A 14075-nucleotide genomic window follows, 5' to 3' on the forward strand; every position below is an offset into this window, starting at 1 on the left:
ATGCGGCTACACATTGTTCCAGATGAAAAAGTAATAAATAGGTGTATAGATGCATTTAATTCAGTATTTCCTGATGAGAATGTTTTTATCGTTTTTCTTAATGACGAGAAATCCTTACCTCAATATGTGCAAAAAAAAAATCAAGTGTTTTATGTGAAATTTGGTAGTAGTATTTTTTGGAATATTATTGGTGATGTAAATAAATATGCAGCTATAATAATCCATTTTTTCACTACAGATAGTATTCGATTTGTTAATTCAATAAATCATTCGAAAATATACTGGATTGAATGGGGGGCAGATTTGTATAGTGGCTTATTAGAGAATAGAGGTTATCAATTGTATGCAGACAGAAAAATATTATGGAGGATAAGTACGAAAAAGATTCCATATAGATTGTATCAATTGTTGTATAAAATGAAGTTATGCAAAAAAACACACGAACTATTGCATGCTGTCAAGAAAGTACATTATTTTGTTCCAGATAGTATGTATGATGAATATCCACTATTGTTATCGTATTATCCGGAATTATCACATCTAGAATATAAAGATTTCTTTTATTATCCAATTGATGAGATTTTATCTGATGAATTGTATTGTTCTATAACGAAAGGAAATAATATTATTATTGGAAATTCTTCATCACCGACGGGAAATCACTTATCAATTTTTGAAAGGTTGAAAATGTTAGGTGTGAATGATAAAAAAATATTTGTTCCGTTGAGTTATGGTAATATGAATTATGCTAATTATATATCCAAAGTTGGAGAACAATATTTTGGGCGAAAATTCAATGCAATTCGTGATTTCATGCCATTGGAAGAATATAATAAATTTTTACTATCTGCAGATGTCTTTATATATGGAAATTGGAGACAAGAAGCCGTTGGTAATATTCTTATAGCATTGTTTATAGGCGGAAAAGTCTTTTTGGATGAAAAGAATCCATTGTTGAAATTTTATAAGGATAAAGGGTTGGTTATATTTGGATTGAATGAATTAACCGTAGGTAGTATAATTAATCAATTATCATCAAATGAAATTGCAAATAATCGTAAAATATTAAATAATATTTATTCTAAGGAACGTTTATATTATTTGATAAAATCAAATTTCTGATTGTCTCTGTCAATATGGGTAGTGCAATAAATGGAGTTAAATGGACTTCGCTTAGTGCTGTAGTAAATGCATGTGCTAAATTGGGACAAATATCTATTCTTACAAGATTTTTGAGGAAAGAAGATTTTGGACTTATTGCCATAGCTGTTTTAGTAATTTCATTTACAGAGATATTTATGGATATGGGTATTTCATCTGCAGTACTCCATAAACAGGATATATCAAAAAATGAATATAGTTCATTGTATTGGTTTAATATTATATCTGGATTTGTAATATCTGTAATTATTTGCATATTGGCACCATGGGTAGCTATATATTATAACCAACCGGAATTGGTTAATATTATATCATTGTTATCGTTGAATGTTATTTTTTCATCGATATCTCGACTTCAACGTACTTTTCAACAAAAACAAATGCAGTTCAGTGTTATTGCAAAAATTGATATGACTGCATCTGTTTTAATGGTCATATTTTCTATTGTTTTAGTGTATATTGGTTTGGGCGTATATGCACTTGTTTTTTCCACTTTATTTTATGGTTTTTTTATAGCTATTATTTATCTGTCGTATTCTGTTTTTAAGGACAGAATAATAAGATTGCATTTTAATTTCTATGAAACAAAGCCTTATTTAAAGATAGGGATATATCAAGTTGGCTCTTCAACATTAGATTATCTATCAAGAGAGATGGATATATTCCTTATAGGAACAGCATATTCATTAGAAATATTGGGAGTATATTCTGTATGTAAGCAACTCGCATTTAAAGTTTATTCATTCATAAATCCAATAGTTACTAAAGTGCTAACACCTAGTTTGGCATTATGCCAAGATAATCAGTTTTTACTTAGAGAAAAATATATTAACGTAATTAGGGTGCTATCTTTTATTGATATGCCTATTTATTTTTTTCTTTGTTATTGCTCGTCTTATGTATTGGGTGTAATATATGGTAGTTCATATGTTGAGTATTCATTAGTATTCAGTATCTTATGCCTTTACTATTCAATATGTAGTATTGGAAATCCACTAGGGGCTTTACTTGTTGCAACAGGCAGAACTGATATAGGATTTTATTGGACAATTTATAGAATTATTGTAACTATGATAGTTTTGTATTTTGCTTCTTTGAGTCCTTTTGTAATTTTTGTATTTGTCATTTTTATCTTAAATTTTATAAATCTTTTTCCTGAAATTCTATTGATTTACAAACCTCTATTGAATATTTCTTGTTCGCAGTATATAAAGAGTTTTAGTACTCCTCTATTTATTTCATTGATATTATCCCCATTAGTTTTTATACATTATATGCGATTAAACTCATATATAGGGCTTGTTATTATTGGTATTTTATTCTTATTGCTATATGTACTATTAAGTTTAGTTTACAATAAAAAGGACATCATTTTGATAAATAGATTTATTAGTTTGGATAGACTCTCAATAGTTAATTTTTTATTTGTAAGATTGGGCATAAAATGAAAAATGTATTATTTTTATTAATTGGCAATATTCGTTATGATGGTCGAGTATTGAAAGAAATATCTACGTTATGTAAGGCTGGATATAAGGTTTCCTTGATCTTATCAGATTTTGATGTAGATGATAATGTATCAAATTATGACTTTAATATAATATTATTGCGTAGGAATTATAGTAGTAATCCTATAATGAAATTATTTTCTACATTAATATATTTTTTCAAAATGAGGAAAGAAATTGTAAGGCTTTCTCCGGATATTTTGCATTGTAATGATTTAAATACTTTAATGTTTGCGTATGCTTTACCACAAAATATAGAGATTGTATACGATGCTCACGAATTGTATTTAGAAAGTCGCTCTGGAATAATCAAATCCTTTTGGAGCGTTGTAGAAAAGACATTGTTGCGTAAAGTAAAATTTGTAATAGTTCCTCAAATTGATAGATTGTATTATTTTTATTTTCGATATAAATTACCATTGTCAAAATATATGTTGATTGAAAACTTCCCAAATAGAGTGATGGATCTATCAAAAGATTTTTTTAAAAATAAATATAATATTGATGTGAATCATAAACAAGTTGTTACATATCTTGGTGCAATTACGCCAGAAAGAGAGATAGAACTTGTTCTTAAGGCTGTTAGGGAAATAGATAATATTCTTTTTTTTATTATAGGAAACGGAACAGAGAATTATAAAAAACACTTAAATAATTTGATAATGGATTTGAAAATTCAGAAAAAAGTTTTTATGTATCCAGCTATTCCTAACAAGGAAGTATTACATGCAGTAAATTCTTCTGATATTGGTGTGTGTTTTTATAATGAAAGACATTTTAATAGTTATTTTTGTGCAAGTAATAAATTGTATGAATACTTGAATTTAGGGGTAAAAGTACTGACGAATAATACTGCAGGTGTTGCAAGGGTTGTTAAACATGGAGAAAATGGTTTTTGTTGTGATTGTATTACTGTGGATGAAGTCAGAAAAGGACTAATTACCTTACTTAACATGAAAAATTTTGTTCCGACAGATTATTATTGGAGTAATCAAGAAGAACATTTTTTGTCAATCTATAAATAAATGGTTTATATCATAATATTTGCCATTATTTTATGTGGCATATATAGATATGATTTCTTGAGTAGAACTGACGCCAAATTAGGTGTCTTTTCATATATTTTTATATTACTGACTTGTGTTTCGGTTCTGAAGTATAGAGTTGGTTCTGATATATTAGTATATATGTCGGAGTATGGTGATTATTTGCCTTTAAATAAATTGACAGTAAGCTATGTATTTGATAATGCCAATAGACAACCTGGGTGGATATTCTTAATTTCTATTTTAAAATCATTTTCAAATGATTTTTTTGTATTTCAATTTGTTCAGGCTATATTCATAAATTATGCAATAAGTAGAACAATCGTTTTTAACACTAAATATATTTTTACTGCCACTTTGTTTTATTTTGTATACTTGTATACAGAATTAAATTTTGAAGTAATGAGAGAGTCGTTTGCTGTTGGTTTTTTCTTATTTAGTTTAGAAGCGTATAAAAGAAATTTGTGGTTTAAATATTATATATTAGTAAGTATCTCTTTTTTGTTTCATTTATCTGCTTTTTTTTTATTGGTCTTACCTGTTTTAAAATTACTTCCGATTCATAAAAAAGCAATATGGGGATATTTAATCATATTATCTCTTTTCTCTTTTCTTTTTTTACCCGATTTGCATGATACTTTTAAAGATATGGATATATCATTATGGGCGGCTTTAGATGAAAAGGCAACTTCGTACTTAGCGAGTGAGAAATACAAAGTAGAATGGGAAAAATCTTTTTTGTTTAAAAGTTCTTTTGTCTTGGCTGTTAGTTATTGGATTTCAGTTATTAAAGGTTATTATAATGGTTGTAGAAAATGGGAAATACAATTGGGGATTTTGTATTTCATATTTGAAACTTTAAATACTGGCATTCCATTTTTTTATCGTTTTAATAACTATATTCTTTTAGTTTATTTATTGATGCTTACAAATTCAATTTATGCAATAATATCGCATTGCTATTTTGTAAAATTTCGTGGAGTGCTATTATTGTTTTTAATATGTATCTTTATATATCTACCAATCAATTCTTATTTTACACCAACATCTTTTCGAGGTGTACCAGAATATAGAAAATATTATCCATATTATACTATTTTTACTAAAGAAAAAGATTTATTGCGTGAAAGGGCATTTAGATGAGTTATATGAAGATTGAAATTTGGGGAACATATCCTCCTCCTATAGGAGGAGTCTCTATTCATATATATAGATTAATTCATAGTTTGCATACAATAGATTCTTCTGTTGTATTGCGTAATTTTGGAAAGCAGGTGTCTAATATTTCTTATGTAAAACACGTATCTTATCCTTGGATGGAGTTTCTTCTTTTACCTTTTAGAAAGAAAAGGATTATTCATCTTCATTCAAATAATATTTTTGCATTTGCTTTATTTTTATTGTTTGGGGGAAGACATAAAGTCGGTGTTACATTACATAATCAAAATTTGATAAAAAAAACTTCTTTCATAAAAAAGAAAATTATTCAAGTCTTTCTTCGGCGTGCAGCTTTTGTTGTTTTGAATGATGATAATTATTTGTTGAAATTGTGCTCACATTTTCATTGTTCGAGGAATAATTTTCATATATTGCCCGCTTTTTTACCTCCAACTCAAGCCGAATATATAGGATTGAGTGAGGATATATTGTTTTTTAGGAAACAACATTCTTTTTTACTTTCAGCAAATGCTTATAAACTACGTTATGAAAATGGCATTGATATATATGGTTTTGATTTATTGATACAGTTAGTGAAATCTTTGAAAGAGAAAGGAATTAATGTAGGGCTTGTTTTTTGTTTACCAATGATTGGAGATATGGAATATTATCAGAAATGCCTCTCTTCGATAAAAGAAATGAATATTGACGATAATATTTTAGTTGTCCAAAGAGAAATACCTAATGGATTTGAGATTTGGAAATTATCTGATTTGTTTATTAGGCCTACATATACTGATATAGAAGGTATTTCTGTTAAGGAGGCTTTGTTTTGTGGTACTCCGGCTGTAGCAAGTGACGTTTGCAAAAGGCCTAGTGAAGCTGTTTTATTTAAAAATAGGAGTTACGAAGATTTGGAGGAAAAAGTTTTAGGATTTTATAATGGTTCTAATTATTCCTCCGAAGGAGGAATCAGTATTGATAATCGAGTTCCTGAACAATTATTGGAAATTTATGAAAAGTGTAAATAGTCATAGTGAAATTGGATGGAAATTAATTAATGGGAATGAAATTTCTCGTGAAAATAATTTTGATTTAATCAGGCTCTTTGCTGCATTACAAGTCTTGTTGGGTCATGGGATAAATCATTTACAGATATTAGGATATGACGAAATCTTGGATGTTATATCGTTTTTCCCAGGAGTGATGGTGTTTTTTGTAATAAGCGGTTTTTTAATAACCCGTTCATATATTAATTGTAGTATTAAAAAGTCTATGGGGGGGGTAAATATATTTTACAATATATCAAAAATAGGTGCCTTCGGATTTTTCCGGCATTATGGTTTGCATTTATTTTAGCAATGGCTTTATTATTGCTTTTCAAAGTTATCAGTTTTACTTCTTTTCTAAATTTAGACTTGTGGGCATGGTTTTTTGGACAGATAACCATATTTCAATATTACACACCTAATTTATTAAGAAATTTTGGAGTTGGTACTCCTAATGGTAGTTTATGGACGATTCCTGTGGAATTAGAATTTTATATTTTATTACCTGTCTTTTTTCTTTTTCTTAAGCACATATCAATAAAAGTGAAGTTTATCGCGTTATTTTTGTTTTCTGCAATGTTCAATTTCTTGTGGACAAGTGCTTGTGAAAGTGGAGAAAGTATATTGGATAAACTTATCGAAGTTTCGATTTTTCCTTATTTATATGCTTTCCTTTTTGGTGGATTGATGTTTTTGAATTGGAGTAAGATTAAATGGTTTATAGAAGGGAAAATATGCTATTGGTTTTTAATTTATGGTTTATATTGCTATTTTGCTGATGCTTTGCCTGGGTATCATTTGGATGATTGGACTACGTTATTGGCTAATCTGTTATTAGGTATATTGACGATTAGTGCAGCCTTTTCAAAAATATCATTAGGAAAAGTTTTACATGGGAATGATATTTCATATGGTATATACATATACCATATGTTGGTGATAAATGTATTTGTTCAGATGAAATTTGTAGGTAACATTTCTTACTTGTTGATGGCGTTGATTATAACAGTTTGTATCGCAATTATTTCTTGGGTTTTTATAGAGAAAAAAGCATTATCATTAAAATATAAGTTATGAAGCAAATCATTCAAGATATGAAATCAGGGAGGACTGTACTTGAAGAAGTACCGGTTCCTCAGGTAAAATCGGGTTATGTTTTAGTCAAAACATCTTGTTCTTTAGTCTCTTTAGGGACAGAACGTATGCTTGTCGAGTTTGGAAAGGCAAATTTGATAGACAAGGCCCGTCAACAGCCTGATAAAGTAAAGCAAGTACTTGATAAGATAAAGACAGATGGTTTGCAACCTACATTGGAGGCGGTTTTTAATAAACTGGGACAACCGTTGCCTTTAGGGTACTGTAATTCCGGTGTAGTGGTTGCTGTAGGAAATGGAGTTACAGAAGTTAAGGTGGGCGATCGTGTGGCATCTAATGGACAACATGCCGAATATGTTTGTGTACCTAAAAACTTGGTAGCTAAAATACCGGAAAATGTTTCGGATGAAGAAGCTGCTTTTACTGTAATTGGGTCTATAGGTTTGCAAGGTATTCGTTTGCTGAATCCGCAATTGGGAGAAACTGTTGTTATAATCGGGTTAGGTTTGATTGGATTGATAACAGCGCAATTATTGAAAGCGAATGGGTGTAGAGTCATAGGAATTGATTTTGATGAAGAAAAGGTGGAATTGGCCCGTACTAAAGGAGTGATAGGGGTAAATCCTGCTAAAGGAACAGATTCTGTAAAATATGTGCTTGAAGAAACATATTCACATGGGGCTGATGCTGTATTGATTACTGCTTCTGCTAAAACAGATGAAGTGATTCACCAGGCGGCTGAGATGTCAAGGAAAAGAGGCCGTATTGTGCTTGTAGGTGTAATAGGATTGGATATTCGTAGGGATGATTTTTATAAAAAGGAGTTATCATTCCAAGTTTCTTGTTCCTATGGTCCGGGACGTTATGATGAAGATTACGAAAATAAAGGAATAGATTATCCGTTACCTTTTGTACGCTGGACAGAAAAAAGAAACTTCGAGACTGTTTTGCAGGCAATATCCATGGGGAATATTGATGTGAAATCATTGATTACTGAAGAAGTGGATTTGAAAGATTATGAAAAGATATATGGGGACATGCGTAAACATGGTTCTATCGCTTCTATCTTGAAATATCCCGTTGATGCAAAACGAAATACGATAGTTGAGGTTGCTTCTGCTGACTTTTCAGTAACAAAAGGACAAATAGGTATTATCGGTGCTGGAAACTTTACATCGGCAACGATGCTACCTGCTTTGACGAAAGCAGGAGCGCATATTCGGTACATTGCGAGTGCACAAGGTTTGTCTGCTAAAGTTTTGGCTCAAAAGGCTGGTGCCATGAAAGCAACTTCTGATTACAAGGAAATCCTGAAAGATGAGGCTGTAGATTTGGTAATGATTACAACCCGGCATAATCTTCATGCTTCAATGGTGCTGGATGCATTACGAGCAAAGAAACATGTATTTGTAGAGAAGCCGTTGTGCTTGAATCAAGCGGAATTGAATGAGATTACTGAAACTTATCAGGAAGCACAAAAGAATGGAGTAACATTGACTGTGGGGTATAACCGACGTTTTTCTCCTTTCGCGGTGAAAATGAAACAGCTTTCCGGAAGCGGAGTGAAAAATATTGTGGCAACTATGAATGCCGGATTTATACCGTCTGAAGTATGGGTGCATGATTTGAAAGTGGGAGGAGGACGTATTATTGGTGAGGCTTGCCATTTTATTGATTTATGCTCATTTTTCGCAGACAGTAAGGTTGTTGCCGTATGTATGAATGCAATGGGGGAAAATCCTGAAGAGAATACGGATAATGCGAGTATTTTGCTAAGATATGAGAATGGGGCGAATGCCGTGATAAACTATTTTGCTAATGGTAGCAAGTCTTATTCGAAAGAGAGAATAGAAATCTATACACAAGAAAAGACGCTGGTTCTTGACAATTGGAGAGAACTGAAAGGGTATGGTTGCAAAGGATTCTCTAAAATGAAAAAAGGCATGGATAAAGGACATACTACCCAATTTGCTTTATTGAATGATAGAATACAAAACGGAGGAGAAGCTTTAATTCCATTTGACTCTATTGTAAATACAGCCAAGGCATCGTTTGCTTGTATCGATAGCTTGAAGCAGAACAAGTGGATTGAGATTGAATAATTCTGTGTTCCTTATGAATAAACTTCTTCTTTATTTTCAGTTATTTCATAACATGGGAATAAAGTACTTTTTGTTTCGTATCCAGTATGAAATACGCCGTAAAGGGGGAATGTTGAAAAGAGCATACCCTATTTCTTGGGAGGATAAAGAATATTTGTCATTGGCGGATTGGAGAAAGCACGCAAAACCCTTTTTCTTTTCAAGTAGAAAGAGCGTGAAATTGACCCATACTGATAGTAGGGTACTTTCAGAGAGAGTCAATAGAATGAAGCGCGGTGAATATTGCTTCTTTTCTGCCGTTTGGTACAACCTTGGAACGGATTATGACTGGCTGACAAACCCTGATACGAACTATAAATATAATGCGAATGTACACTGGACGACAGTAGAGGATATTGTGCCTGAAGCAGGGGATATAAAGTATGTATGGGAAAAGTCCCGTTTTTCTTTTCTCTATGACATTATCCTCTATGATCAAAAGTCTGGTGAAAATCATGCGTCTTTTGTATTTTCTCAAATAGAGGACTGGATTCATAAAAACCCACTTAATTGTGGACCTAATTATAAATGTAGTCAGGAAATATCTTTGCGTGTATTGAATTGGTTATTCGCACTTTATTATTATAAAGATTCGGTTGAATTGACGGAAGATGTTTTTAGGTTAATCATCCAGTCTGTTTATTGGCAAATAAAGCATGTACGTGCAAATATAAATTTTTCCCGGATTGCAGTGCGTAATAATCATGCAATAACAGAAACGTTGGCGTTGTATCTGGTAGGTCTGTTATTTCCTCAGTTTCCAGAATCTGGAGAGTGGAAAAAGAAAGGAAAGAAATGGTTTGAGGAAGAGATAAAATACCAAGTGGCAGAAGATGGTACTTATTTGCAATTCAGCATGAATTATCATCGGGTAGTGGTTCAGCTTTTGACATGGGCCATTACTCTGGCAGACAGAAATGGGGAGCGGTTTTGTGATGAAGTATATAAACGTGCTTATCAGTCTGTGAATTTTTTGTATCAATGCCAGGATGATTCGACCGGTTGGTTATCCAATTATGGTTCGAATGATGGAGCTTTGTTTTTTAAACTTAATGATTGCGATTATCGTGATTATCGTCCTCAACTCGATGCATTATATTATTTGCTTACTTCCGAACATTTGTATGATCGGCAATATGAGGATAGAGAATGGTATTTGTGCGAGTGGAAAGCAAACCGACAGATGTATCCACCAATAAAAAAACAGTTTGGTTGCATTTCTTTTGATAAGGGAGGATATTATTGTATTCGTGAAAAGGATACTTTTTCTTTTATCAGATGTGGAAGACATAAGGACCGACCTGCGCATGCGGATAATCTGCATTTGGATATTTGGTATCAAGGAGAGAATTGTTTGTTTGATGGGGGTAGTTATAAATACAATACAACAGAGAAGTTACTTCGATATTTTATGGGTACGGAATCTCATAATACAATAATGCTTGAAGGACATGACCAAATGTTGAAAGGAGATCGATTTATTTGGTATAATTGGTCGCAAGCAGAGTGGAGTTCGTTGAAAGAAACAGAGGATACTTACATATTTGAAGGAAAAGTTTCTTGTTTTACTTATCTGAATAAGAAAATAAAACATTATAGAAAGATTGTAAAATGGAAAAACACATGTAAGTGGGAGATAGAAGATTGTATAGATGGTAACCCCAAAAATATGAATATGCGTCAATTATGGCATACAAATAAGGATAATCTTAGTTTGGAATCAAACGGTGAAACTATTGATACAGAACAATTATGTTCTAATTATTATGGTCAAACGACTAAATGTAGGCAAATCGAATTTCAGACTAAAAATAGCTCGATAAAAACAATCCTTCAATTTATATAAAATGAAAGTGCTTTATTTCCATCAACATTTTACCATTCCCACCCAAGCGGGGGGGACACGTTCTTATGAATTGGCAAAACATCTGATTGCCAGAGGTCATTCTGTTTGCGTGGTTTGTGGTGAAACGGTCAAGCTAGATTTGCCGAACACAACGATGAAAAATGTTCATAGAGGAATGGTCGATGGTATAGATGTGATTCAGATAGCTTTACCTTACTCAAATAAGGATGGTATCGCCAAAAGAGCATGGACTTTCGTGAAGTTTGGATGGAAAGGTATTCAAATAGCATTGAAAGAAGATTATGATTTGTTGTTTGCAACTTCTACTCCTTTGACAGCCGGTATTCCAGGCATAGTAATGAAGTTGTTCCGGAAGAAAAAATTTATATTTGAAGTTCGTGATTTGTGGCCTGAATTACCTAAGGCCTTAGGTATGAAGAATCCTTTTTTATTGTGGGGGATGAATATTTTGGAGTGGTTGAGTTATCATTGCGCGGATGCTTGTGTTGGTCTTTCTCCTGGAATTTGTGAAGGAATTAAAAGAAGGAGCCAGCCAGGCAAGCGTATTTCGATGATTCCGAACGGGTGTGATTTGGAGATATTCAAGCCATCTTCACGTGATAATCTTTCGTTGGAGGGCATTTCCGAAACAGATAAAGTGGCGGTTTTTACTGGTGCACATGGAATTGCCAATGGTTTGGACGCAGTGTTGGATGCTGCTGCAGTGCTGAAGGCAAAGCAACGGACGGATATTGTGTTGGCATTTATAGGAGACGGTAAAATGAAACCGCATTTGATGGAACGAGCTCGAAAAGAGCAATTGGATAATTGTCGTTTTTATAATCCGATGCCTAAGAAGGAACTAAATAAAGTTGTTGCATCAGCAGATTTGGGTTTGATGGTATTAGCTGATGTTCCGGCTTTCTACTATGGAACTTCACCTAATAAGTTTTTTGATTATATATCTTCAGGATTGGCTGTCTTAAACAATTATCCAGGTTGGCTTGCTGATATGATTCAAGAAAATAAGTTAGGGATTGTTGTTCCTCCTAAGGATGCAAATGCTTTTGCCGAAGGCTTGATTTCTTTATTGGACGATGATACATACAGAACAGAATGCGGGCAGAAGGCTAGGGCATTTGCAGAAGCTAATTTCTCAAGAAAATCATTAGCGGATAAGTTCGTTTCATTCTTGGAGGAAGTAATTTCTTTAAAATGAAGATTTTTATCGTCTTGTTATCGAAGAATAGTTTTTTTAAGGATATTAGATACGACTTCATATTGGTACATAATTATTAGAGCATGTATTCTCATTTTCTTAAGAGAGTGATTGACTTCCTTCTCGTGTTTTGCATATTGGCTTTGATTTGGCCGATACTGTTTCTTGTCGCTTTTTGGTTGCATTTTGCCAATAAGGGCTCCGGGGTCTTTTTCACTCAGGAGCGTCCAGGGAAGGATGGAAAGATTTTTAAAGTTATCAAGTTTAAGACCATGACCGATGAACGGGATGCAGAGGGGAATTTATTGCCTGATGCTGTACGTTTGACAAAAGTTGGAAGTTTTGTACGTTCTACTTCGATTGATGAGCTTCCACAACTGATTAATGTATTGAAAGGGGATATGGCTTTGATAGGTCCCCGTCCTTTATTGCCTCAATACTTACCGCTTTATAGTAAAGAACAAGCTCGTCGTCATGAAGTCCGTCCGGGGATTACGGGTTGGGCGCAAGTTAACGGGCGCAATGCTATCAGTTGGTCAAAGAAATTTAAACTGGATGTGTGGTATGTAGATCATTGTTCTTTTCTACTTGATTTGAAAATTGTTTTTATGACAATAAGAAAGGTATTTATAAGGGAAGGTATCAGCTCTGATACTTCGGCTACGATGGAAGTCTTTACTGGAAATAACTAATATCAAAACATGTATTTATATGGTGCCAGTGGTCATGCCAAAGTGATCATTGATATATTGCGTGCAAATCATGAACCGATTGAAGCGTTGTTTGATGATAATGAGGAAATTCATTGTCTTTTTGACTATCCCGTATTACGTCCGTCGAAGGTCTGCGGACCATTGATAATCAGTATTGGGAATAATGGTATTCGCAGGAAGATTGCCAAGGAGTTAAAGGTTGAATATGGCAAAGCTTTTCATCCTTCTGCAATTATATCTGAAGAAACTGAGATAAGAGAAGGCTCGGTAGTTATGCAGGGGGCAATTGTGCAGTCGGATGCTTGTATTGGCAGCCATTGTATTATCAATACCGGTGCTTCGGTGGATCATGAATGTCTGATTGCTGATTATGTGCATATTTCTCCCCATTGTACGCTTTGTGGCAATGTGCAAGTTGGCGAGGGGACATGGATTGGTGCCGGCAGTGTTGTTATTCCGGGTGTTAAGATAGGGAAGTGGAGTATTATAGGTGCTGGTTCCGTTGTTACAAAGGATATTCCGGATGGTGTGTTGGCTGTAGGGAATAGGTGTAAGATTATCAAGAATATAGTTTTGTAAATCACGTAATTTTATGGATAAGAGAATATATCTTTGCCTCGCCCACATGAGCGGCAAGGAGATAGGTTTCATACAAGAAGCCTTTGATACCAACTGGGTTGTTCCTCTCGGACCGAATGTGAATGCCTTCGAGCAGGATTTGGAATGTTTTGTAGGGCAGGATAAAAAGGTGGTGGCTTTAAGTGCTGGTACTGCCGCTGTGCATCTGGCCCTGCTTGCTTGCGGAGTTGGTCAGGGCGATGAAGTGATAGTGCAGAGCTTTACCTTTTGTGCCTCTTCCCATCCGGTGACCTACCTCGGTGCTACTCCGGTATTCGTGGATTCTGAGGCTGATACATGGAACATGGACCCGGTTCTTCTGGAGCAGACTATCAGGGAGCGTATCAACAAGACCGGGCGGAAACCTAAAGCAATTGTTCCGGTAGCTTTGTATGGAATGCCCTACAGGATAGACCAAATCATGTCAGTGGCAGATAAATATGGTATTCCGGTCATAGAGGATGCCGCCGAAGGCTTTGGAAGCAAGTTTGACGGGCAAGTCCTCGGAACTTTTGGCAAAT

At 33.7% G+C, this 14075-nt stretch carries 13 protein-coding genes; all 13 read left to right on the forward strand.

Annotated elements, in window-relative coordinates:
• Positions 1-1122: a TDP-N-acetylfucosamine:lipid II N-acetylfucosaminyltransferase gene (locus tag ACESTD_RS04860; RefSeq protein ID WP_008664846.1), complete on the forward strand. Its 1122-nt coding sequence runs from the start codon at positions 1-3 to the stop codon at positions 1120-1122.
• 14 nt (positions 1123-1136) lie between these two features.
• Positions 1137-2609, forward strand: coding sequence for an MOP flippase family protein (locus tag ACESTD_RS04865; RefSeq protein ID WP_008664844.1), 1473 nt, complete (start codon positions 1137-1139; stop codon positions 2607-2609).
• Positions 2606-3694: a glycosyltransferase gene (locus ACESTD_RS04870; protein ID WP_008664842.1), complete on the forward strand. Its 1089-nt coding sequence runs from the start codon at positions 2606-2608 to the stop codon at positions 3692-3694. Before ACESTD_RS04865 ends, ACESTD_RS04870 begins: the two co-directional genes overlap by 4 nt.
• The gene (locus tag ACESTD_RS04875; protein ID WP_008664840.1) at positions 3695-4858 is read left to right on the forward strand and encodes an EpsG family protein; all 1164 of its coding nucleotides are present in this window, start codon (positions 3695-3697) and stop codon (positions 4856-4858) included.
• A gap of 5 nt (positions 4859-4863) precedes the next feature.
• The gene (locus ACESTD_RS04880) at positions 4864-5904 is read left to right on the forward strand and encodes a glycosyltransferase (protein WP_373158702.1); all 1041 of its coding nucleotides are present in this window, start codon (positions 4864-4866) and stop codon (positions 5902-5904) included.
• Positions 5888-6232: a hypothetical protein gene (locus ACESTD_RS04885; RefSeq protein WP_034532894.1), complete on the forward strand. Its 345-nt coding sequence runs from the start codon at positions 5888-5890 to the stop codon at positions 6230-6232. The genes ACESTD_RS04880 and ACESTD_RS04885 overlap by 17 nt, the downstream gene beginning before the upstream one ends.
• Positions 6226-6999 (forward strand): acyltransferase, encoded by a 774-nt coding sequence (locus ACESTD_RS04890; protein ID WP_232282164.1) that lies wholly within the window; start codon positions 6226-6228, stop codon positions 6997-6999. Before ACESTD_RS04885 ends, ACESTD_RS04890 begins: the two co-directional genes overlap by 7 nt.
• A complete protein-coding gene (locus ACESTD_RS04895) occupies positions 6996-9119 on the forward strand; it encodes a bi-domain-containing oxidoreductase (RefSeq protein ID WP_008664834.1) in 2124 nt (707 codons plus the stop codon). Before ACESTD_RS04890 ends, ACESTD_RS04895 begins: the two co-directional genes overlap by 4 nt.
• A 13-nt stretch (positions 9120-9132) precedes the next feature.
• On the forward strand, positions 9133-11004 hold the full coding sequence (locus ACESTD_RS04900) for an alginate lyase family protein (RefSeq protein WP_034532945.1): 1872 nt from the start codon (positions 9133-9135) through the stop codon (positions 11002-11004).
• 1 nt (position 11005) lies between these two features.
• Positions 11006-12223: a glycosyltransferase family 4 protein gene (locus ACESTD_RS04905; RefSeq protein WP_008664830.1), complete on the forward strand. Its 1218-nt coding sequence runs from the start codon at positions 11006-11008 to the stop codon at positions 12221-12223.
• 83 nt (positions 12224-12306) lie between these two features.
• Positions 12307-12915 carry a sugar transferase gene (locus ACESTD_RS04910; protein WP_008664828.1) on the forward strand — a complete coding sequence of 203 codons (609 nt, stop codon included), beginning with the start codon at positions 12307-12309 and terminating at the stop codon, positions 12913-12915.
• Positions 12916-12924: 9 nt separating this feature from the next.
• Positions 12925-13515 carry an acetyltransferase gene (locus tag ACESTD_RS04915; RefSeq protein WP_008664826.1) on the forward strand — a complete coding sequence of 197 codons (591 nt, stop codon included), beginning with the start codon at positions 12925-12927 and terminating at the stop codon, positions 13513-13515.
• A gap of 13 nt (positions 13516-13528) precedes the next feature.
• The coding region (locus ACESTD_RS04920; RefSeq protein WP_373158703.1) for a DegT/DnrJ/EryC1/StrS family aminotransferase at positions 13529-14075 on the forward strand (547 nt) is incomplete at its 3' end.

It is taken from the genome of Bacteroides sp. AR20 (genome assembly GCF_964250605.1).
Lineage (GTDB): Bacteria > Bacteroidota > Bacteroidia > Bacteroidales > Bacteroidaceae > Bacteroides > Bacteroides uniformis.